14 protein-coding genes and 4 pseudogenes are annotated in these 21,879 nt (G+C 53.1%); 5 read left to right on the top strand and 13 right to left on the bottom strand.

Features of this window, described 5'->3' with window-relative positions:
* Positions 1-319: 319 nt before the first annotated feature.
* Both istB and istA read right to left on the bottom strand, forming a co-directional pair.
* Positions 320-1,123: an IS21-like element ISPsy20 family helper ATPase IstB gene (gene istB, locus D8U69_RS10900; RefSeq protein ID WP_130907292.1), complete on the bottom strand. Its 804-nt coding sequence runs from the start codon at positions 1,121-1,123 to the stop codon at positions 320-322.
* On the bottom strand, positions 1,116-2,615 hold the full coding sequence (istA, locus tag D8U69_RS10895; protein WP_130907291.1) for an IS21 family transposase: 1,500 nt from the start codon (positions 2,613-2,615) through the stop codon (positions 1,116-1,118). The genes istB and istA overlap by 8 nt, the downstream gene beginning before the upstream one ends.
* A 161-nt stretch (positions 2,616-2,776) precedes the next feature.
* Between istA and D8U69_RS10890 the strand changes: the two genes are divergently transcribed.
* The 3 genes and pseudogenes from D8U69_RS10890 (at position 2,777) to D8U69_RS10880 (ending at position 6,398) form a co-directional block, all read left to right on the top strand.
* Positions 2,777-5,290 carry an AAA family ATPase gene (locus D8U69_RS10890; RefSeq protein ID WP_347238263.1) on the top strand — a complete coding sequence of 838 codons (2,514 nt, stop codon included), beginning with the start codon at positions 2,777-2,779 and terminating at the stop codon, positions 5,288-5,290.
* Positions 5,291-5,908: 618 nt separating this feature from the next.
* Positions 5,909-6,097, top strand: a pseudogene (locus tag D8U69_RS29760) (DUF6555 family protein).
* 64 nt (positions 6,098-6,161) lie between these two features.
* Positions 6,162-6,398, top strand: a complete 237-nt coding sequence (locus D8U69_RS10880; protein ID WP_130905572.1) for a hypothetical protein — start codon at positions 6,162-6,164, stop codon at positions 6,396-6,398.
* 200 nt (positions 6,399-6,598) lie between these two features.
* Here D8U69_RS10880 and D8U69_RS10875 read toward each other — a convergent pair.
* From D8U69_RS10875 to D8U69_RS10850, 8 genes and pseudogenes are all read right to left on the bottom strand, one after another.
* Positions 6,599-7,255, bottom strand: a pseudogene (locus D8U69_RS10875) (chemotaxis protein CheB); the annotation flags it as partial.
* Between the two features lie 617 nt (positions 7,256-7,872).
* A complete protein-coding gene (locus D8U69_RS10870; RefSeq protein ID WP_130905574.1) occupies positions 7,873-8,631 on the bottom strand; it encodes a hypothetical protein in 759 nt (252 codons plus the stop codon).
* A gap of 1,217 nt (positions 8,632-9,848) precedes the next feature.
* Positions 9,849-11,954, bottom strand: coding sequence for an FAD-dependent oxidoreductase (locus tag D8U69_RS10865; protein WP_130905575.1), 2,106 nt, complete (start codon positions 11,952-11,954; stop codon positions 9,849-9,851).
* Positions 11,955-13,647: 1,693 nt separating this feature from the next.
* Positions 13,648-13,839 carry a transposase gene (locus D8U69_RS29755; RefSeq protein ID WP_241667793.1) on the bottom strand — a complete coding sequence of 64 codons (192 nt, stop codon included), beginning with the start codon at positions 13,837-13,839 and terminating at the stop codon, positions 13,648-13,650.
* A 305-nt stretch (positions 13,840-14,144) separates the two neighbouring features.
* Complete coding sequence (locus D8U69_RS29750; protein ID WP_241668651.1) at positions 14,145-14,225, bottom strand: transposase; 81 nt, start codon at positions 14,223-14,225, stop codon at positions 14,145-14,147.
* 27 nt (positions 14,226-14,252) lie between these two features.
* Positions 14,253-14,510, bottom strand: coding sequence for a hypothetical protein (locus D8U69_RS29745; RefSeq protein ID WP_241667794.1), 258 nt, complete (start codon positions 14,508-14,510; stop codon positions 14,253-14,255).
* Positions 14,511-15,465: 955 nt separating this feature from the next.
* Positions 15,466-16,734, bottom strand: a complete 1,269-nt coding sequence (locus tag D8U69_RS10855) for a type II toxin-antitoxin system HipA family toxin (protein ID WP_130907290.1) — start codon at positions 16,732-16,734, stop codon at positions 15,466-15,468.
* The gene (locus D8U69_RS10850) at positions 16,727-17,044 is read right to left on the bottom strand and encodes a helix-turn-helix transcriptional regulator (RefSeq protein WP_056855396.1); all 318 of its coding nucleotides are present in this window, start codon (positions 17,042-17,044) and stop codon (positions 16,727-16,729) included. The genes D8U69_RS10855 and D8U69_RS10850 overlap by 8 nt, the downstream gene beginning before the upstream one ends.
* A 294-nt stretch (positions 17,045-17,338) precedes the next feature.
* On the opposite strand from D8U69_RS10850, the gene D8U69_RS10845 reads away from it, so the two are divergent.
* On the top strand, positions 17,339-19,516 hold the full coding sequence (locus D8U69_RS10845; RefSeq protein ID WP_130907289.1) for an ATP-binding protein: 2,178 nt from the start codon (positions 17,339-17,341) through the stop codon (positions 19,514-19,516).
* Between the two features lie 80 nt (positions 19,517-19,596).
* Here the strand turns inward: D8U69_RS10845 and D8U69_RS30000 are convergent.
* Together D8U69_RS30000 and D8U69_RS29735 are read right to left on the bottom strand one after the other, a co-directional pair.
* Positions 19,597-19,675 (bottom strand): annotated as a pseudogene (locus D8U69_RS30000) (KGG domain-containing protein); the annotation flags it as partial.
* Positions 19,676-19,866: 191 nt separating this feature from the next.
* A pseudogene (locus D8U69_RS29735) lies at positions 19,867-20,028 on the bottom strand (general stress protein); the annotation flags it as partial.
* Between the two features lie 244 nt (positions 20,029-20,272).
* Here D8U69_RS29735 and D8U69_RS10835 point away from each other — a divergent pair.
* Positions 20,273-20,851: an ATP-dependent Clp protease proteolytic subunit gene (locus D8U69_RS10835; protein WP_082557618.1), complete on the top strand. Its 579-nt coding sequence runs from the start codon at positions 20,273-20,275 to the stop codon at positions 20,849-20,851.
* A 33-nt stretch (positions 20,852-20,884) separates the two neighbouring features.
* Here the strand turns inward: D8U69_RS10835 and D8U69_RS10830 are convergent, their stop codons facing one another.
* Positions 20,885-21,814, bottom strand: coding sequence for a ZIP family metal transporter (locus D8U69_RS10830; RefSeq protein WP_130907288.1), 930 nt, complete (start codon positions 21,812-21,814; stop codon positions 20,885-20,887).
* Positions 21,815-21,879: the final 65 nt, after the last annotated feature.

Genomic DNA, 21,879 nt, shown 5'->3' with positions numbered 1-21,879 from the left:
TTTCCAAGTTACATTTTAGTCGCCAAACCAGCAGCCAAATACTGGCCAAAAGCCACCTTACGCCTAATCTCACAGATTTAGCCGTGGGATAGGAAGCATGTCGACGCTTGAGCAAGAACCGGTAGTGATGGACGATTTTGAGTCTTGGCTTGTCGGCGCTGATTGAAAACTGACCCACCCTGCCGATTGAAAAATGACCCAGGACGGATTGCTGATTTTTGCCCCAGCAATTGTGGATAAGCTTAGCAGCCGTGTTCCGGTTGACGATGCATCAAGCCCCACCACATGTAGGCATGCAGCAGGGCGTTTATGACGCGAATCAAAACGGCTGATCGTCCTCGATATCATCTCCATCCTTGCGCTTTCGTTCTCGTGATTTGATCTTTGTCTGGGCGGCCAAGGTGCTGTGTTGAAGGCGGTAAGACTCGTTGCCCGTTTCGACGATGTGGCAGTGGTGTGTCAGCCGATCCAGCAACGCTGTAGTCATCTTGGCATCACCAAATACGCTCGACCATTCTGAGAAGCTAAGGTTGGTGGTGATAACCACGCTGGTGTGCTCGTACAGTTTGGACAGCAGGTGAAATAACAGAGCGCCGCCACTCTGGCTGAAGGGCAAATACCCCAGCTCATCAAGTATCACCAGGTCTGTGCGAAGCAGTCCCTGTGCGATCCGCCCTGCCTTGCCATCGTACTTTTCACGCTCCAGCAGATTCACCAGATCCACCGTGGAAAAGAAGCGCACGCGTTTGTTGTGGGCCGTAATTCCGGATACCGCCAAGGCACTGGCCAGGTGTGTTTTCCCGGTTCCAGGGCCGCCGATGAACACGACATTCTGCGCGGTCTCAGTGAACGCCAAGCTGGATAGATCGCTTACCAACCGGGCATCAGCGCTGGAAGCGCTGAAGTCAAAGCCCGCTAAATCACGGTGCATGGGGAGTTTGGCCATGTTCATCTGGTGGTTCACCGAGCGCACCGCGCGATCCGCCTGCTCCTGCTGGAGCAGATGTTCCAGCAGCCATTTCGATGAAGCCGTCGAGGCTGTTCCTTGAGAGACCAGTTCTTCCCAAGCACCGGCCATGCCGTGCAAGCGCAGCTCTTTGAGTTCTGTCATTAAGTCACGCATTGCGATTCTCCTCATCGGTCGTACGGAGCCGGTCGTAGCGCGCCGTATTGGCAACAGGCGCCACTTTGAGTTGCAGGCTGGTTTCCACGCAGGGAGGTGGTGCAGTGGAGGTCAGGCGGGCAAGGACATTGAGGATGTGATCGGCGCTCAGACTTCCCGACTCAAGTACCAGCTCCACCGCCACCAGCACCGGTTCGAGACCGGCGATAGGCACAGCAGCCAGTACCTGCATCATGATTCGATCACCGTTGGTGTGACGCCTCAGTCCCCGTTTGAGAAGCAGTAGCGGCTTCGGTAGATCGGCAAATGGCGCGCCATTACGCAGTGCACCGGGCTTGCGTTCGATAAGCGGGATGTAATGCTGCCAGTCAAAACTAACCTGGTCTCGATCAAAGAGGCGCTCGTGACTGGCAATCACCGTTTCATCGGCGATGACCACGATTCGCGAAGGATACAGACGGCTGCTGACCCACTGGCCGACGCGCTCACATGGCACTGAATAGCGATTTCGCGCCACGCTGATCAGGCAGGTGCTGGAGACCCGCACGGTACGTTCGACGTAGCCATCAAACGCTGTCGGCATCGGCATCATTTCAACCCGCTCCAGCTCCAAGACCTCGGCCACCGTCAGCCCGCTGTACTGCGGATGCACCAGCTCGCGCCAGAGCGACCGGCAGCGTTGACCGAGCCAGATATTCAGTTCTTCGAAAGTGTGAAACATGCAGTCTTGAGCGTCGATCCAAATGCGCCGACGGCTGTCTTGGACGTTCTTTTCAACGATGCCTTTTTCCCAACCCGAGGCGACGTTGCAGAAGTCCGGGTCGAACAGGTAGTGGGCACACATGACAGCAAACCGGGCATTGACGGTGCGGCCTTTGCCTTTGTTGACCTTGTCGACAGCCGTTTTCATGTTGTCGTAAATGCCGCGACGCGGAACTCCGCCAAGCGCACCAAAAGAGCGGGTGTGGGCATCGAACAACATCTCGTGGCCTTGGCTGGGATACGCAACCAACCAGAACGCGCGACTGGCGCACAGCTTCATGTGGGAGACCTGGATGCGTCGAAACAGGCCGCCGATCAGCAGACCTTCTTCGCTCCAGTCAAATTGAAAGGCCTCACCCAAGGCAAAAGTCAGCGGTACAAAAGCGCGTAAAGACTTGCCTTGCTCGCCTCGCCAAGAGCGTACAAACGCCGTGAGCTGACTGTAGCCGCCGTCATAACCCTCAGCCTTGATCTGTTCGAAAAGTGCTTTGGCGCTTCTGCGGTTGTGCTTTGCCCGAAACGAATCGGCTTTCAGCGCCTGTTCTAGCGTGTCGTGGAATGGGCTGAGTTTGTTGAAAATTGCGCACCGCTGGTACGCCGGCTGAGTGGCTTCGGGCGCTCTGACCCACTTTCGGATGGTGTTTCTCGACAACCCGGTACGCTTGGCTATCTGATGCAGCGAGAGCTTGTCGCGGAAGTACATCCGCCGGATTTTTCCCAACATTTCCATGCTGATCACCCTGTGTTCTCCTGCTCGAAAAGTGAGCAGAAGCAGTTGAACACCTGGGTCAGTTTTCAGTCGGCAGAACAGCCTCTACTGGGTCAGTTTTCGGTCAGCGGCAACAGTCTTGGCTAAATGGTCGTCCGAAGTGGCTGCAGACTGCTGCGCGTATGATGATCGACACGAAGCGCCAGCTGAATGAAGGGAAAATTAAGGAGCTGTCAAGACTCTGCCAGCTGGAAGCTAAGGGCCAGCCTGACCCAGGTTTTCTAAGCGTAGTGCCTGGCACACTTTCCCAGGCCGCAACCCGACCGCCAGTGAGGATTGATGAAATCCTGGAGGTGCATGGTCTCAACGCCATCAAAGCCGGGGCCAATCTCCCGTTTGGTAGCTCGAACCTGACTGTCATCTACGGCCAGAATGGCACTGGTAAAAGCGGCTTTGCCCGGCTGCTAAAGCAGATTTGCGGCTCACGATCCAAGGATGAAATACGGGGCAACGTCTTCGATCCCAACCCTACGGATTGCCGTGCTCAATTCAAAGTATCAATTGACGGGAAATCCGTTGACGTCCAGTGGGACATTCCAAGCGGCCCCCACAAAGCGTTGCGTCAAGCGCAGGTGTTCGACAGCAAGGCCGCACAACAATACATGGGGCGAACTGAAGCTTGCTATGAACCGAGTCGCATGAAATTTGTGTCGGCGCTCATCGCCACTGCCGATGCAGTCAACGCAGAGCTGACCAGAGAAAGAGAAAAACTCAAAGGGGCCCTCCCAACCCTGCCAAGTGCCCTTTCGGTCACGGCCGAAGCGAAATGGTTGCAGGCCCTCAAAAGCACGACCCCGTCGTCAAGCATTGATAAAGAATGCTCATATACCGAGGAGCTTGCCCGTGAAAGGATCGAGAAGGAAGCACTCCTTGCCGAGAAAAATATTTCTGGTCGAATCCAGGCGATTGGCAAAGAGAAAACAGCTCTGAAGAGCATCGAAACATCGATGTCCACGCTGCAATTAGGTTCAAATGATGCTGCCGCGCTTGAGCTAGTCGGCCTGAATGAAAAAGCCGTGAAGTCACGTAAAGCAAGTGAAGAGGCTGCGGCCGCTATATTCGGGAAAGCAGAACTGGAGGGTGTCGGCTCGGCAACGTGGCAGCAGATGTGGGAGCACGCTCGCGCTTATTCCGCTGCCGCGGCGTATCCTGAGTCCGCATTCCCGAACGTGTCAGATGACTCACGATGCGTTCTTTGCCATCAAGCTCTAGACGATGCAGCGAAGGCACGACTGGCCGGATTTGAAAAATTTGTCACCGACGGCCTAGAGACCGCGGCAAAGACAGCCGAAACAGCTTTAAACGAACGCAGGCGTCGTGTCCCCGCCCTTCCCTCCCAGGCTGATTGGCTCGTGCAAATATCCACCTTGGGCTTCGAAAAGGCGGAAGCTGAATCTTGGTTCAGCTTACTGAGGACGCGGATCGAGCAAATTGCCAAGGGTGTACCCCTCGATGGTCAGCACCTTTTTGACTGGTCGAAGATCAATGAGGCTGTGAAAACGAAGTCCGCGACCCTGGCTACTGAAGAGGCAAGCCTCGCTGCACTTCAGAAAGATGAGCACCGCCAGGCCATGCATCAGCGCGTCCTCACGCTTCAGGCGAAGCAATGGCTTCATCAGAACAAATCCTCGATTGTCACCGAGAAAACCCGCCTCACAGCAGTTGCCTCTCTAGACAAAGCATCACGCTCGGCTGCGACCAACTCGCTCACCACGAAGAAAAATGAGCTTGCCAAAACCGAACTGGATGCTGGCTATCAGGCTCGGTTTGTTAAAGAACTTAAGCTTTTGGGCGGCCACCGCATCCCCGTTTCACCGCAAAGCAAATCCGGGGGCAAGGGAAAAATCACTTTCGGTTTGAATCTGGTGGGGGCTCACGGTGCGCATGGTCCAGAGTACATTCTAAGTGAGGGCGAGACTCGAATAGCTGCACTCGCCGCGTTCTTGGCGGATACCACAGGTTCTAATCAGCTGGCCCCCTTTATCTTTGACGATCCGATCTCATCACTAGACCAGGATTTCGAAGAGAAAGTCGTGGAGCGCCTCGTGCAGTTGTCGCATACGAGGCAGGTCATCATTTTCACCCATAGACTTTCGCTGGTTTCGCTAGTGGATTCTGTCACTGACAAATTGTCAAAAATCCCCGACGTTCCTACTATCAAGCCAACGCTGATCTCGCTTCGCAGGATGGACAAAACCGCCGGTATCGTGGCGACCCAAAGTGCCCGCGACGCCAAACCAGCTAATGCTGTGAAATACCTGATCGACCACACGGTTAAGCACCTGACGAAGCATCAAGAGAACGCCGAAGTCGATAGCTACGAAATCCTAGCGAAAAGCGCTTGCAGTGATTTCAGGATTATTGTGGAGAAAACCGTCGAGTTCATTTTGCTTGCGGATGTGGTAGGCCGCTTCCGTCGTGCAATCAATACTCAGGGGAAGCTACATAAAATCGCCAAGGTAAGCATTGAGGACTGCGTATTCATCGATGATTTGATGACACGTTATTCAGTCTTCGAGCATGCCCAGTCGGACGAACTGCCTAGCAGCGCCGTTGACCTTAAATTTTTGAGGCTGACCTCACAGCGCTTCAAGCTTGGATTGCGGAATTTTCCAAGCGCTCCTAACAGACAGTAAGGTAATTACCAGTGCTAGGTGATCTAGCGTAGCACTGGTCGACCCATAACCTTCGCCCAGTGAAGCGCTACAGCCTTGATGCTTGCGGGTTGCTTTGAAAAACGCGCTCGCACGCCCAGAGGTTCGAGACCGTTGGGCAGAAAAATCCAGTGACGCTCACTGAAAGCCAGCGCCCGAAGTATGGGCTAGGGTATGGGCTGAAAACGATCAGATACAAAAAAGCCCTGAAATATCAGGGCTTTAATGAAAATTAGTGGCGGAAGCGTAGGATTTCGAACCATCCGACATTCTGCTCATTGCCTAGCAGACCGTGACCAATTCGCAGGTCGGCAGCGTTCCAGCGTAGGATTGCAGGAAAGTCATCCTGACGCCGGGCGAACCACACACGCCTGTACCTGAGGCCGACGACACAACCGACGCTCGCGTACTCGTGTAGGAACTATTGCAGACCATCGACCGTTTCGGGACATAACGCCGCCGGGTGACCGGCGGCATGGAAGTTTGCATAGGCAATAAATTGGACGGGGCCGTTGAGCGAATCGTTAAGACTGGTCAGCCAATTCTTTGAATCTTCTTTGTCGCCCAACATCACCTACTCAAAGCCAAGGAATTGTACGCATGAGTAAGGTGGAGTTTTTTGTAATCGAGTACTTGCTCCAAGGGCGGCCCAAGTCTTTCGTGATCCGAGCGCAGACGATGACTAATGCCGACGCCTGGCAATAGGCGAGCTGTGATGCCGGCATTGCCCCTATCCCCAAACCGGGTCGCCCACCGCTTAAACGCTTCTCAAGACCCATGGCGGAATAAAACGGAGTGACTGGGGTCTGCTGGCGAAAAACGTCAGCTGTAATTTGGGAAGAGGAACAGCAAAATGAGCAGAGTTAAGCACCTGTCTAATGAATGCCAATGGGATGAGCAGATCGCTGCCAATACGGCCATGTTTCGACAAGCGGATAAGTTGGACGACGCTGCTTACAAAATCATTCAGGACGAACTTGGAAATGAAAGCGTCTGGAAGCGCTTTTCCGAAGCCAAAACATTGGCCGATGAAACGCGTAGAGCCGCCTATGAGGATTGGCTGCGCATAAAACGCGAAATGAATGAATAGATCCGCACGTCTTTCCGTGCTGTCCGCCATAGTCCGGTCAAGCGTCAACGCCCCGATGCATCGATCTCGCTGATCAGTACTCGTGCCGTCCTCACAGGCAGGGCGCACGGGCTGCGAGTTCGCAACAGCAGCAGGATATCCTGCAGAGCGTGCTCGGTTTCAGCACGGTCAGGTTCCGCAATGTCCGCTGGGAGTCGTATATCGTGCGGAGGCGGCAACTTGATGGACTGCGAGTTCTCCCACAGTTCTACAAGCTTGTGCGGGATTTCTGCCGCAGGCAGCACCACATCGACCAAACCTGTAGCAATAGCCGCCAAGGGCATGCCGTCGAACTCGGCATCAGTGGGGGTTTGTACGATTGTCACACCACCTTGTTCTTTGATACGCGACAGCCCCACGGCGCCATCGCTACCCGTCCCAGAAAGCACGATGCAAAAGGCATATTCCTTGTGCACATCAGCCAGATCGCGGAAGAACAGATCAATGGCGATATGGATGCCAAATGGCCGCCGAGAAGACGTCAGCCGAAGATAGCCGTCGTTCATCGATAGCTGGCTGGCTGGTGAAATGACGTACACATGATTGGGCTGAATGGGGAGCGCATCATTGACCTGCTGCACTGGCATGTCTGTCGACGCCTGGAGCATGCGGTCGGCCACGCTTTCATGGTCGGGTGAGAGGTGCAGCACAACAACGAATGCCATGCCGCTATTGGCAGGCATCTGCTCGAAAAAAGTCTTCAATGCATTGAGCCCACCAGCGGAAGCGCCGATGCCTACCACGGGAAACCGTAGATGACTTGGAGTGATCCCATCTCGCTCAGGCAACGAATTGGGACGTTTCGAAGCAGATCTCATGCAGCTCTCACCTATTGTTAGCGCCCCTTCAGTGGGAGCACTCAGTATAAGCAAGGAACTACGCGCGGCAGCGATCTTCATGACTAGCGATATACGGGAGATATCTCAGGGGATGTTCTGCGGCAAAATACCAACGAACAGTCGTTGAGCATCCCAATGCAACATCCAACGCAGCCCAATCCTCTATCGCAACACCAGCGAACCTGAGGACGACATCACGATCGCCCCATCAAACGGTATGAAGACTGGCCAACGCCACACGGTCGATAGCCTGGAGCCATTGCTCACCGCCCAACACGTGGCCGTTGGTGATTCTCAACAGACAGATGCCGCCGTGAGTCATGAGTTGACACGCATTTATGTCCGCATTTGGCCGATTCTGTTGAAAAGGTCAGATCTTCCAGCTGGCCTGACCTCGGCCCAACCTCTCGACGCGCACTCAATCACCACGTTGCGTGGCCGCACGGCTTCATCGAGGGACGCCGTGCAACTTGCAGACTTATGTTGCGTCAATTAAATCAGGACGTAGAAAGCCCGCGTAGCAGGCTCTCTAGTCACTCACCAAGACAAAATTTTCGCTAGCCTCTAAGTTGAGAACGGTCAACGCAAACTGGTCTTTAACCGCACGCTTGCCCCACTCGGCGGGCTTTCGCAGCGACGGCCACCAGGACTACTAAGACCGCAGCAAGTACCAAGGAGGAACCGATGGTACCAAAGTCCAAACCACCTTTTTCATGCGGCTTAGTCAATAAGTCGCCAAGGGTTGCACCGAACGGACGGGTGAGGACAAACGCCACCCAGAACAACAGCACGCCAGAGACAGTGGTGTAAAACCTGGCTAGCACCACTGCGGTAATTGCCGAACCAATCAGCAGTGCGCCACCGGCAAAGCCAAGGCCGGAATCATCTGCCAAATAGTCACCTAGCGCCGTACCCAGAGTGTTAGAAATAAGAATGGCTGCCCAGTAGAACAACTCACCCTTAGTGGTGTAGATGCTGTCCACAGACAGCTTTAATTCGCTCCGGCGCCAACCCGCAAAAATCGTGATCAGCATGCAAATCAGAATGAGCGAACCCGAGGCATAGCCTAAGCCGAGAGTACGGTCCATAAAATCCGACATTGTCGTGCCCGCAGTACTGGTGGAGAGAATCACGATCCAATACAGCACTGGATTATAACTCTTCGAAAACAGTTGCAAGCCAAGCGTCAGCCAAAAGACGCTGATCAGGATCAACGAACTCATAGCGTAGCCCACGTTTAAGGTCATAGACAACAGATCGCCGGCGGTTTCGCCGAGGGTGGTAGCACAGATTTTCATAACCCAGAAAGCCAAGGTTATTTCCGGCAGTTTGTTTAGGTTGGTATGGGTACTCATAAAAAACACGCTCCTGATAAGGTATAAAGGGTGTTACGCCGAGCGCCGATTCATGCATGGCGACAATCAGCGGGTGTACGGTGATGTAGTGGTTGGTACAAGGTGCACAGCGGAAGGTCAAAAAAACGTTAAATAAATATGAATATAATTTTGCAAATAGTCGCCAACCTAGAGAAATATATAAAAAATTTTGATTGGGAAGTTAAACGACATTTCCTAGCATTTTTAACTTCATTCAACCATATTACTTATAGATCGAATTGTTTGCTAGCCCGTATATTTGTTTGAAGCCCGCCACGCCACATTGGCCGCTGGTACCTTCGCACTGTTGGTCGTCATACTAGGATACCGACCCGGACTAAATTAACAGCTGCAGAGCTAAAATTTCCTGCATTTCGGTATTCAGCGAGACGCGGGCGCCCACTGGCGGCGTAATCTAAGCGACCCTTAGTGGCGCGGTTAGCGACCTTGCTACGGTTTCGGCTGAATTATGCAGTTTCATCCCGACGCCTCATGAAGTTCGGTAGCGCAATGGCAAACGTATAAGCCTCCACCATAATTCGTCCGTCTGCTTATGCCGGTCGGATCCGTCACAGTGTTACATACAAATATCGGGTTTAAACAATCATGGCCGTCATACCTCGCTGCGTCGCCACCGTAGCGCACGAAGCGATGACCCGCAATTACAGCTCCAGATCAATAACCTGTTCGGCTCTTTGGATGGGTACTCGCCACTGACTACCGAGTCAACTGACTTCCACGCGATGGTCGATGCTCGATAGCACAGGCAAACGTGCAGATCTCTCAGGGTAAATCACGCGACCTACCTGCTTATGCCTGTCGGGCCCACGACACAGCGCTCCCTGCAAATATCGGGCTTTGACAGCTTGGACAGCTTTACCTCCCGGCACCATCTCTATCCGCTTACTGTTCGTTAGCCCAGCATTTTGCCTTGGGCATTCTTCAGATTCGCTGAAACCGACTACGACTTATCTCTGGCTAACACATCCCATTGCCGGGGTGTGTAGAGGACTTTCGCTTCCAAGTCACCAGCGAGGCCACAACACCCACTGATTGCGCTTGCGCGCAACGAGCAATGCAATGGCGCACCCAATAAAAACCCCGCTTCCGCGGGGTTTAGATCAGTTTCTGCACTGAAATTGCGTAAATCTCTGCCTTTTATACGTTTCGTATGAGTGCATCAAAATTTTTAGCTGTTATTCCATCGAATCGTTCCAAAAATCGACGGAGTTGGTTTGAGCGTTATTACGAAACCTCCATACGTAGGTCGGATCCAAAAACTTTGATGTTCTTAGATCACCACCCACACCTTGAATAGAGTGGAGCACGGCAGTAGCCGCGTTGACACCAGAATACAAAGGACCTTCAATCCACCCATCCAGGAAAAAAGCAGATTCGCCAGCAAGAAACACCCTACGATATGCCTCTGGAATTACTTCAGTACCGTTTTCCATATAACGAGATGGAGATGCAACGGTATACTGAAAAGCGAGTACAGCATTGTAATTATATTGACCCGCTAGAAGCAAGCGGAATGCACCTTGAAAATACGCCTCATTATGCCATTCAATTTTAAACGTATTTTCCCCAGGAATACCCGACTCCAGAAATTTATTATTAAGGATATCGCCAAACTCATTAAGCGGGGTCGTTCCGGGATTATTAGAAGACATCCCAACATAACTGAGCGTTAATTGGTTCGTTGCAAGCGCGTACTGGATTTTCGAAACTACGCTGGGTGGTTGAGGAATGGGCAACGGCAGGGGATGATAGCGCAGTGCATCAATGCCATTCTGATAGGTTAATAGCACAGAACATTTAGATCCGTCCTCGTTCGGAAAAATAGCGGTTTGACCAAGTTGACGATCTGTGACTATCCATCTTACAGGGTGCTTAACCCCATCAGCGCCTTCAACTTTAGGCCATTCTGGACTTTTTAAATAGTCGCCATGAGTCGCGGCCCAAATTTTCGTCGATGGATAAAATTCAACATTGCGAATCGATTCTCTAATCTGCTTCGTATAGAGCGTGAGCGGAGCCTGTAAATCTGAGGCTATATAGCCGAACGGGCGCTGAGCACGAGACGCGGGATAAATACTACTATCTCCGCTATCAAGTAGCATTGGTTGCATCATTGCTGGGTTACTTGTCGCAATGATGACATAATCGAAGAGTTTTAAAGTGACTTCGTTCGTATCGGGGTCAACATATCGAACCCCTATTTTATTAGATTCAAGCAGTGAGCGATGAATGTCGAAGGCTGCACTCTTAATCAGGTTTTCACGTGGCAAGCCTTCTTCTAGACTTAACTTAAAAAACGATTCAGCAAATCCTGTTGACGTATAATCGGGGCCCCAGCGATAAAGCGCTTCATAGTCCCAGAGATCATAACGAATAAAATCCACCATTGAGGTTGGAAAATCCTGCCCCATCCCTCCCGTTCCGAACCCTACTGCTTTAAACAACCTCACGTCGCTCTCAGTCCAATTGGCTTGCGCATCCGGACCTTGAAGTTTTGTTCGGACGAACATTTCGACGCTGACGTGATCAAATTTGTTGATGATTGCTGTCCAATAGGAAAAAAGGTACTCTTCCTCATGACTTGACAATATTGCTTTTTTGAGTGCCGCAGCAGCTTCGTGTAACCCCCAATATACCTGTGGTGCGACTTCTACAGTTGTTTCCATTAAGAACACGTCATCAAACTCGACACCTAACTTGTTTACACGAGGAGGCAACCCAAAATCTTCTGAGGACGGGTCAGAAATCCAACACGAAGTATTGCCCTCAACGTTCAACGCTGTGGCGACAATGCCAGGATTGGGGAACGGCTGGAAGACAGGGTTTGGGTTCTCAGTTTTCTCAACTGTCTTCTTAAAATAATGCCACATCAGTTTTGCAGTGTCCGGGAAACGCATCGCTCCCATTTCGGCGGGATCAGCTCCAGTTGCAGGTCCGCTATAATGCTCGGTATAACATCTTCCGCCTAGTCGACCGGATGCTTCAAAAATTGTGGGCTTTAACCCGCAACGGGTCAGTTCGTATAGCGCGCAAAGACCAGCCATACCCGCGCCGACAATCGCTACTTCAGTATTTTTTTGTGAATCATTTAAAGTCGCCAACGGTGCTGGGTTATCTCGAACCACCGATGCATAATCCGCGGCGTAGACATCAATAATGCGGGTAACGCCGGTATTCAACGTATCCAAATCTACCGGGCCGGGAAGTTTTTTTCGTCGCTTACTGAATGGAAGAACGGAATTTGCAAAACCACCAAACGCGTCATAAGTAGGGAATGGCATGTCTTTCCTATTGCTTTGATCGAGTTATAAGTGACTGAAAGGATGCCTACCACCCACGCTACGCGAAGGCCCCTCTCGACGAAGCAACGATGATCAAGATAAGCGTGACTACCGTCTGTAGGAAATACCCTCAATTTTTATATCCCCCATACAGGCTGGACGGTGTGGTTCAACACAGCTCCGAAAGGGGGGAGTTCCAACAATCAGTGGGTACCACCAGGTTGCCCAGGGCGGTCTGCATTGGTCCAAGAGGGTGAATAAGTCCCTTCCGGCGGGGCTTATTGTGAATTGCTACGTATCGATGACGATGCTCTTAATTGACTTATTGTCGAGTCGGGAAAATTTTGCGGGGCACCTACCAAACACTTGCCGTTGGCGTACGGAATGCCAATACAGTGAGTCTAGGCAGTTAGGTCATAACATGCCGCTGTTTGCTGTCTGCGATTTTGATTATGCGGTCATCGTTTATCTAGGTGCGTAATGAAGTTCAAATCCGATTTGGTTCGCTGCTCAAGACGTCCGGACTTGATCGGCAGACCGCTTGCCAGCGGCAGGCTTTCCAACTGTCGTTGCGGATGGCGGTGCCACGCGACGTATGGGTACTCGCTGCACAACGTGAACCGTCGGATAACTCGTGAAGCTGAGGTAATCTTGAACGACAACAATCGGTTATTAATCAGAACCCTAAAGCCGCGCTTTTATCAAAAACGGGTGTCATGGTGCTTCTCAAAAAAAACCCGCACAAGGCGGGTAAGAAAAGTAAGGAACTTGAATATCAAGCCGCCCGAGTGTACACCATCAGTTCGGTAGCGCGGCAAGTTCCTATGGTTGCATAGTCAAATCCGCCAGCAGGATCAGATGCCCAAAAGCATGAAGTATCAACAGCCGGCGACCTTCGGCTCTTGCGGCTATTCCTCGGAGCCAAACGTTTTCTCGCCCAGTGAGCCATAGGTCTTACCTAACTGCCTACCCAGACCCAAGATCCGACGGGGAGGTTGCCACAGATAGCTAACGCAGTTCCGATGGTTTAGCCGTCGTTTTGTGCCTTCTCAGGCCTAATCCAGTCGTGCACCTGCGATTCTCCGACAGTGAGCACAATTCCCGGCGCCAGACGGAAGACTTTGCAGTGACTGAGTACGCCATCGAGTGTGGCTAGTCTTCCGCGCCTCGACGACAACTGGCCTGGTCAAATAATGCGTGCATCAACCCCTGCCAGCTGGAGCTAGATAGGGCACGCACTGGCGCTGCAAAACACAGAATGCGCCAACCACGCAGGCTTGTCAGCGCAACTTGCACCTAGTGCGTGAGGAGTACGGCTCTGCTCGATATTCTTCAAGTCATAATCACCGGGCTCCCGCGCCTATCCTGATTAAACTCATTCGCGCAGCCCTATCCTCGATAGCCCCTCAAATCCCCGTACAACCCGTAGTTTCGCGCCATTCTGCCCTCTATCGCCACGCCCACAATGCGCCAGTTTCGCTAAGCGCTATCGCGTCGAAACCCATCGTAGCAATGATTATTTCATGTAAGCGTTGTGCTTGAAGGTTAGGCCATCTCACGCCACTGCGCCGCCTCCCGTCGTTTTCTTTTGGTCAGCGGTGTGCCGCGCGCGTCATCACGATTGCTTCCCGGGAGACTGGGACTAATTAATACTTCCCTGCTTCAGAATAGAGCGTGCCATTTTTGAGGTTCCTCACCGATTGCCGGGAAAGTCGCTGTTAATCTTCGTAAAAGAGAATTCGCTGCCCCAGTAGCCGTAGGCCACACGCTTAACCACCTTGATGCGGTTATTGATCCCCTCCAGTCGACTGGTGTGCATCGGCCAGCGAATCCTGCTCAAAATGTCCTGCCAGTAACCCTTCAAGCGTATAGCGAACTGCTTCAGATCCGGTATTTCGCTTTCATTCGCTAGACGTAACCTGTGCTTCCAGGATGATCTCCAGCCTCAAGCGGAAAGGGGCGATCAGAGTGCTTTGAGCTCTGGCTTCATCCAGATAAACCGTCATCAGTGATTGGTTTGCAGCCAACAGATCCTGCAGGTGCTCCTGCTGATCTTCACTCTTGCGGTTACCCGGATTGCGCAGCAGTAACCAGCGAGCTTTGATGACTTTGCGCGCGGGCTTGTCATGGCGCGGCGGTGGGCCTCATCGACTCGTACACGGGCAAGCACTTCTCGGCCGTATTTGGCCACTACATAAACGGGTCGTAGACCACTCGTGCTTGCGGGCAGTGTTGGCGCACCTCGAGGTCGAAAGCAATATTCTTGTCCATCGCCACCGTCTCTATTTGCGAGCAGCCTTAAGGCCCCCAGCTCTTCGAAGAAGAGTCTGATAGCGGCCCGTCTACGTCCTTCGCCGACCCGGCGGAGTCCGCATCCTGTACGACGCTGGTGTATCGATGCCCTTGGAGTAGGGCAAACTCGTCGAGCTCCGTCTGTAGCGCCCGTCGCTCCAGTAATCGCACGCTGTCCCAGTGCAATCCGAACAGTTGAGCCACATGCAAGGTAGGCGACCGTCGGCCGGTTTGGATAACGGCTTCAGCCAAGCGACGCGTCATACGAGAGTAACGACCCAGCCAGCTGACAGCCTCCATGCGTTTGCCACAACGGCCGCACCCGACTCGTCTGAGTTCGACGCTTAACTGCAGCGAGTGCCCGAGACCAGGCAGGTCTCAAATAAGCCGTTGGCAATATTCATGGGCGGGGTGGTTCTGGGCTCGTTGCAGCCGCTGCAGGTAGGAAATCGGTTAGCTTGGGGGATGAGGTCGATCTGCAGGGCGTCACCATCAGGCCTGATAGAAACGAGAGAAAAACCCTCCCAAAACGGAAGGAAAGTATGAATATCGCGCCTACGTACGCGACTTTGTTAGATGTGTTTGCTCGCACGAACATCATCAATCAAATCGGCGTTTATGTTCCCGTCATTCCCAGGATTGCGTTAAGAGCCATTTTAAGCCGTCCAGGTCTCGCCCTCAGCGAGCTTGACAGCGCTGGACACCTACATTTTGATTTACTTGGGACACTCAGCCCCTTTGGACATCACATGAACGCCGGTTGGGGTGTCGTATAACGGCGCCGCCAGACGCTACCGACGTAGTCTGCACTGCCCTGGTCGTGGTTCACCCAAGTGTGGAACTCATACATCCACGCTCGCGGCATTGATGGTATCGGGTGATATTCGCCGTTGGATGATGGATATTGTACGTACCGCCCGTCGCAATTCCAGTCAAAAACAAAATCATGCTTGCCTCGGTTTAAGCGCCGGCTCTGCTTCGGAGCGGGTTCGAAGTCTACTGGGCACCAAGTTGTTCCATTCACATCGCTGTCAGCAGTCGCCATTCTCGATCTTGGATCCTTGATGGGCGACTGGGGGTACAACTGGGGGTACATTTTGATTTTATTCAAGCCATAACCCTCTAGCTAGAGGATCATCTCGATGTTTTTCGGGGACCCGGATAGTCTTTAAGTGTCGTCGGGCAGGCTCCTAATCTGATTATTTTGCCTTTCCACACACTATGGACCACGGTGTAACCGAGCTACGTTCTGATCGATGCGGTCTTGGATCGTGCGCAAGGTGTCTCGAGTAATAACCTGTGGATACAGGTTCTCGGCGATGCTTTCAAACTGGCTCGCCACATCACAAATGCCGTCAATCATTCTGCCTGCAATCTCCGGGGGCACCTCGGCTTCCTCGGCCAGCCGAAGCATTTGCGTGCGGGAAATCGACAGTGCTTCCCCCATCACATCCATCTGGTGATATCCACTTGGCCCCTCGCAGAAGGTCACGTCGTAAGCCGGTGACAGTCTCCACTGACCGTCTTGCGACATGATGTAGGCGAAGTTCTTGGGATGATCGTCTCTGTTGTTGAACGCAACGTTGAAGACTGCACGTTCGAACGCCCGCGCCATTTCTCGCACGTCGTTGGTACACATCTGTGTTGCCCGCAGGAAGTTGACGTAGTCCAACACTCCCGGGGAGCGGTAATTTGCCCCCGTAAACGCCGCGAGGCTTTGCATGGGTACGCGTAGACCATCCCGACGGTCAAATCGCTTACTGGCGAACGCCGCCAACCCATCAGGCAGACTGAAATACTGCGTGTCAGGGGTCTCGATACCGCACATGCGCAGGCATTCGGCGTAGACCATTTCGACAGCGCACACCTCGGCATGTTCTTCTTTGGCCGGGAACTTGATCAACCATGCTTCAAAGCCCGGCGTGGCGGCAGTGGTAAATCCGCCAGTTTCTGGATCGCGATAGACGAGGGCCTTAGGCCTTGCGCCTTGAGGCGAGCCGCCCACCAGCAGCAACGTCTGCAGGAACTCGCCACCGTCTCCATGGAGGACTTTCTGTACTTCGGCGGCAAGCTGCTGCAGCGGGATGTGGACTTCAGATTCCTGCCCTTCGGGTGCCACGGGCTCAAACGTCATGGCCCCCATTGCATTGCTACCAATGTAGGCCAGCCGTTCCAGTGAACCGATGCGTGCTGTGGTGAGCCCGCGACGCCTGAACAAACGGTCCATCAGCAACATGCCCCACCCATCCGGCAAGGCGTCGTAAACAGTCCCTGGCAAGTACAGTTGGTGCTCTGGAAAATCTCGGCGCAAGTTAGCCCCCCCCAACGGCAGCGTGTAGGAGGACAGTTCCAAGCCCCTTTGCCTGGCTTCATTGCTGTACTCGAACACGATCAACGGGCGACCGGTCAGGGCAGTCGTGGAGACCAGCGTGCCCCATTGCCATCGTTCACCCCATCCCTCGTAGAAGACGTTCACCTGCTCAAGCATTGCCGGACTTCCTTTTTGTACGGAGACGATTGGCGCTGTTTTCGTAGCGCCGAATGTCCTCGATGCTGTCCAGTCTAGGCAGAAACAGGCCTTCCAGTTCCTTGGTTCGGCCAAGAGCCATCGCCACCCGAACGACGTTCTCGAATCCGACATTGCGCCCGGCTTCAAGGTTGGAGACTGTATTTGTGCCGATGCCGGCACGTCCGGCCAAGTCGGCTTGTGTCATATCCTGCGCCAAGCGCTCTGTGCGCAAGCGATCGCAGAGGCGCTTGACGACCTCGCTCGGCTTGCTGAAGCTTAAATCCAACATAGAGTGCACCCAGCCTGTTCTGTGCCAGTTAATTCCCAAAATTATAGAATTAAGGCCCAGCCCTATCAAGCAACTTAATTCCCTGAAGTTGTGTCTTATCGCCTAATTTCTAGCTTTAGACACAGTTCAAAGGATTTACATATCACCTGTGATCGGCCCGTTCAACACCCCTGAAATCCCTGTCTGGTTTGACTGAACGCGCTGCAGGAAGCAAAGACAAACTGCTTTTGATCACATCGTTTGAACCTAGGCCAGTGCCCGGCCCTCGGATACTAAAACCCCATAGGTGATGACATGGCAATCGAGGAGACGCTTCTGCGCCAGCGCAAGGTGCTTGCCAAATTTGGCGAGCTGGCCTTGGCGTCAGATGATTTGGAGCAAATTCTCGATGAAGCTTGCCGCTTGGTCGGCGACGGGCTCGGAACCAACATGGCGAAATTCATGCTGTTGTTGGAAGACGAGATCACTTTTTTTGTGCGAAATGGTGTGGGCTGGGCACCCAATGTCGTCGGGAAGGTGAAAGTAAAAGCCTGCGAGGGAACCCCTGAACGTCACTCTCTGGACACGAACGGCCCGGTCATTTCAACGGATATTGCAACGGAAACCCGCTTTCGCTATCACGATTTTCAAATCGAAAACGGCGTTAAAGCGTTCGTCAACGTGCTCGTCCACGGTGCCGATGGAGAACGTCCATTCGGCATTTTTGAGGTGGATAGTCGAATCCCTCGCCAGTTCACCGACAGCGATATCGATTTTCTTCGCGGTTACAGCAATTTGCTTGGCGCAGCTTTAAAGCGTTCCAAAACCATGCAAGCCATGCGCTTGACCGAAAAAAAGCTACGGGAAAGTGAAAGGCACTATCGAATAGCGGCTGAACTCAATCCGCTCTGGCCCTGGACGGCCGACAAAAACGGCAATCTCATTTCCATCGATCATCGCTGGTATGAATACACCGGCCTGACACCTGAGCAAACGTTGGATCGTCAATGGTCCAACGCGGTGCATCTTGAGGACAAGACGGCGTTGATAGTGCTCTGGGATCAATCATTGACCACCTTGCAGCCTTTCGACTCTCAAATCCGCTTACGCAAAGGCACCGGAGAATATCGTTGGTTCCGCGTCCGCGCGTTGTGCAGCCTCGGTATCGACGGTCATTGCGAGCAGTGGTACGGCACCATTGAAGACATCGACGATCGGGTTCAGCTAGAGAACGCATTGCGAGATTGGAACGAGCTGCTGGAGGACCGAATCAATCAGCGCACTCAGCAGTTGGAAGCCGAACAACATGAACGGGCGATGGCGGAACTCAAGCTTCGGCAGAGTCAGAAAATGGAAGCGGTAGGTCAACTGACCGGTGGCATTGCCCACGACTTCAACAACCTGTTGGCGGGCATCATCGGTAACCTGGAGCTGATGCAACGTCGAATTGATGCCGGTCGCCATGACAAACTGGCCCGTTACAACTCGATTGCGATGACCTCAGCGTCTCGCGCAGCCGCTTTGACGCAACGTCTGCTGGCGTTTTCGAGACAGCAATCACTCAACCCCGAAATTATCGAACCTCGCAAAGTAGTGGCCGATTTTGAAGACATGATCCGCCGTTCGGTCGGGCCGAGCATTGTAGTGGGGTGCTCGTTCAAGACCAGTGATCGTATCAAGTGCGATCTCAATCAGCTGGAGAATGCCCTGCTCAATCTTGCCATCAACGCAAGAGATGCCATGCCCAATGGCGGTACGCTGGATCTTTCGGTCGACCGATGCGTGATAGATGAAGCGTCGTCTTCCGAGAAAATGATGCCTACAGGATCCTATGTGAGCATATCCGTGACAGATTCCGGCACCGGGATCAAACCAGAGCTTTTGTCGCGCATTTTCGATCCGTTTTTTACCACCAAGAAAATCGGCGAAGGTACCGGTCTGGGTCTTTCAATGATCTATGGATTTACCCAACAATCCGGTGGGCAGGTGCGGGTCCACAGCAGCGTCGGCGTCGGCACCACCGTAACCCTGTATTTTCCAGTGGACAATTCTGAACCCGATAAGACCCAAGCCCATTCCGAATCAGGTTCGACGGAGCCAGTGGGGAACGGCGAAACTATTTTGCTGGTGGATGACGAAGCCGCGGTACGCCAGATGGCCTCGGAATTATTGAGCGAAACAGGTTACTGCGTAGTAGAGGCGGTCGATAGCGTATCGGCAATAAAGCAGGCAGAAAAGCTCGGGCACCTGGATTTGCTCCTGACTGACATTGGTCTGCCCGGCATGATGAACGGGATCAGCCTGGCGGCTGAACTGAAATTGAAATTCCCGCAAATGAAGGTGCTGTTCATCACCGGTTTCGCAGGTGGCTCCAGCCTGATTTCTGTCGATGCCACTACCAAGGTGCTGACCAAACCCTTCAGCCTGAATGAACTCAGTTCGCGTGTTCATGCTTTGATTCAGGTGAGTGCGGCAGACAGTGGTGCTTCGTAAAAAAGATCAGCAGCCAAAAGAGTCACCCGGGAAACTTTAAACCAAGCCCCGAAAAATCGGGGCTTGGTGATTACAAGGCATCAGGACTGACGCCCTCCGCCACCACTGTTTTCTCCTCCTTTGCGGCCTGCTTCAGACGCCTTGTCCCTGTCATCGGCAAAATTGCCGCCGCGTCCACTTTGCTGACCACCACCGGTGGATTGACCAGCCTCGTTGGATTGCCGTCCACCCGATGCCTGTCCGCCTTTCTGTCCAGGCTTGTTCATGTCCTCCATGTCATCGGTGAACTCTCCACCGCGTTGGGTACCCTGCCCGCCTCCGGACATACGATCAGCATCTCTCGATTGTTGTCCACCTGATGCCTGGCCACCTTTTTGGCCGGCTTCAGATGCTCGTTGTGGATCATTGGCGAAATTACCGCCTGAAGCTTGGCCACCTTTCTTGCCAGCTTCGGATGCCTTATCTCGGTCATTAGAAAAATTGCCGGGATTGTTATTTCCTGTATTGGCCATTTCAATCACCTCTGAATCATTGACACGAGCAGTCGCCCGTTTAATTCGGATGGCATGGAAAATCGAAAGTTTGAACAAAAAAAAGGCTTCGCGACCAGTGGATTTACGACGTTAGTTCAATGAAAAATAAAGACTTTCGACTGACGGAACAGGCACTCAAAAACCGGTTGATAAAGTCGAATATTTCGCTAACGAAAGGTCAATATTTACTAGACTGCATAGCGCATACGCAGCTTTACAAATAATGGATTTCGGAGGTCGGGCCATGACCGAACATATCGTGCATTTTCATTGCCAGATCGACCAGGCAACCACCGAGCGTTTCAGGGATTGCTGTCTCGAAGCCATAGATCAAGGTGCCACGTCTTTACTGTTGAACCTGTCCACATCCGGGGGCAGTACCAATTTCGGTTTCACGCTTTATACCTTCCTGAAATCGCTGCCAGTGCCATTGTGTGCAATCAATGCGGGGAACATCGAATCGATGGGCATCATCATGTTCCTGGCCGCAGGGCGCCGGATCACCTCTCCCCACTCACGCTTTCTGATCCACCCGATGAATTGGTATTTCAGTCAGAAATCCGTTGATCATCAACGTCTGCGTGAATACCTGTCGAGTCTCGACAATGACCTTGCGCGCTACGTGCAGATTTTCGCGCTGGAAACCGCTGAAGCGCAGACCAAACTCGATATCTTCCATTGCTTGTCCGCGGAGGAAAAAGTCATCGCCGCCCATGAGTCTCTCGCATACGGCATTGCTCACGAGATGAGGCAAATGGTGTTTGCCGATGATGTTAAACACTGGAAAGTCAGTGGCGGATGATCTGGCCAATGCAGAAACAATAACGCGAGTGTTTTATCCCAGCGCAGTATCGAGAAACATCATGACGCCAAAGCCCAGCATCAGGCCCAGTGTTGCCGGCGTTTCATGACCATTGCGATGGGTCTCGGGAATGACTTCATGGGACACCACAAAGATCATGGCGCCGGCGGCGAGGCCAAGTGCGATGGGGTAGCCAAGGGCAAAACTGTTGGAAATACCGAGGCCGACCAAGGCGCCAAGAGGCTCCATCAAGCCTGATCCGACGGCAATCAGCGCCGCGCGCAGTGCCGTAATACCGGTCACTCGCAAAGCCATTGCCACCGCCAGACCTTCGGGTATGTCCTGAAGGGCGATCGCCGTGGTCAGCGGTATTCCCACCTGCATGTCGCCTGTTGCAAAGCTGACACCGATCGCCATGCCTTCGGGCAAGTTGTGCAACGTGATGGCCAGGACGAACAGCCATACCCGATTGATCCGTTTGGCTTCTGGGCCGCGCCGGCCGCTTTTTTCGTGCTCGTGAGGCACAAATCGATCAAGACCGATCATCAAGGCAACGCCCAGTGCCAAACCCAATACGACAATACCGGCTGCCAGTAACCCATTGCCGCTCAGTTGCCGAGCCGCCTCGATGCCAGGAAGAATAAGCGAGAAAGAACTGGCGGCCAGCATCATCCCGGCAGCAAAGCCGAGCATGATGTCCTGGGTGCGAGCCGCAATGTCGCGAAGCGCAATCGCCACCACTGCGCCGAGCGCCGTTGCGCCGAATCCGGACAATCCCCCGAGTAAAGCGAAACGCAGATTGTCCTTGCTGCCCCCGACAACAGCGCTGTAACCGCTAACCAGCAGCAACGCCATCACACAGGCCAACACCAGCCAAAACGCCATGCCTCCCCGTCCAGAACGGGTCAACTGTGTAAAGAAAGCACGCAGAGGAGCTACCAATGAAGAAGTCGACTGAGCCATGCAAGCCCCTTGGTTTTAAACACCGCGCGCTCTACAGCACGCGGTAAACATGTCGGATGGCACTC

Source organism: Pseudomonas sp. Sample_16 (genome assembly GCF_004307665.1).
GTDB lineage: Bacteria > Pseudomonadota > Gammaproteobacteria > Pseudomonadales > Pseudomonadaceae > Aquipseudomonas.
The sequence above is the reverse complement of the archived record's forward strand: the minus strand, read 5'-3'. Positions and strand labels throughout refer to the sequence as shown.

Excerpts from the sequence above, each read along its gene's own strand:
- D8U69_RS10850 (WP_056855396.1), bottom strand. The coding sequence starts at position 17,044 with ATGTTGGATTTAAGCTTCAGCAAGCCGAGCGAGGTCGTCAAGCGCCTC.
- D8U69_RS10890 (WP_347238263.1), top strand. The coding sequence starts at position 2,777 with ATGATGATCGACACGAAGCGCCAGCTGAATGAAGGGAAAATTAAGGAG.
- D8U69_RS10870 (WP_130905574.1), bottom strand. The coding sequence starts at position 8,631 with ATGAGTACCCATACCAACCTAAACAAACTGCCGGAAATAACCTTGGCT.
- D8U69_RS10855 (WP_130907290.1), bottom strand. The coding sequence starts at position 16,734 with ATGCTTGAGCAGGTGAACGTCTTCTACGAGGGATGGGGTGAACGATGG.
- D8U69_RS10835 (WP_082557618.1), top strand. The coding sequence starts at position 20,273 with ATGGATTTCGGAGGTCGGGCCATGACCGAACATATCGTGCATTTTCAT.
- istB (WP_130907292.1), bottom strand. The coding sequence starts at position 1,123 with ATGCGTGACTTAATGACAGAACTCAAAGAGCTGCGCTTGCACGGCATG.
- D8U69_RS29745 (WP_241667794.1), bottom strand. The coding sequence starts at position 14,510 with ATGACGCGTCGCTTGGCTGAAGCCGTTATCCAAACCGGCCGACGGTCG.
- istA (WP_130907291.1), bottom strand. The coding sequence starts at position 2,615 with ATGGAAATGTTGGGAAAAATCCGGCGGATGTACTTCCGCGACAAGCTC.
- D8U69_RS29750 (WP_241668651.1), bottom strand. The coding sequence starts at position 14,225 with ATGGACAAGAATATTGCTTTCGACCTCGAGGTGCGCCAACACTGCCCG.
- D8U69_RS10880 (WP_130905572.1), top strand. The coding sequence starts at position 6,162 with ATGAGCAGAGTTAAGCACCTGTCTAATGAATGCCAATGGGATGAGCAG.
- D8U69_RS10865 (WP_130905575.1), bottom strand. The coding sequence starts at position 11,954 with ATGCCATTCCCTACTTATGACGCGTTTGGTGGTTTTGCAAATTCCGTT.
- D8U69_RS10845 (WP_130907289.1), top strand. The coding sequence starts at position 17,339 with ATGGCAATCGAGGAGACGCTTCTGCGCCAGCGCAAGGTGCTTGCCAAA.
- D8U69_RS10830 (WP_130907288.1), bottom strand. The coding sequence starts at position 21,814 with ATGGCTCAGTCGACTTCTTCATTGGTAGCTCCTCTGCGTGCTTTCTTT.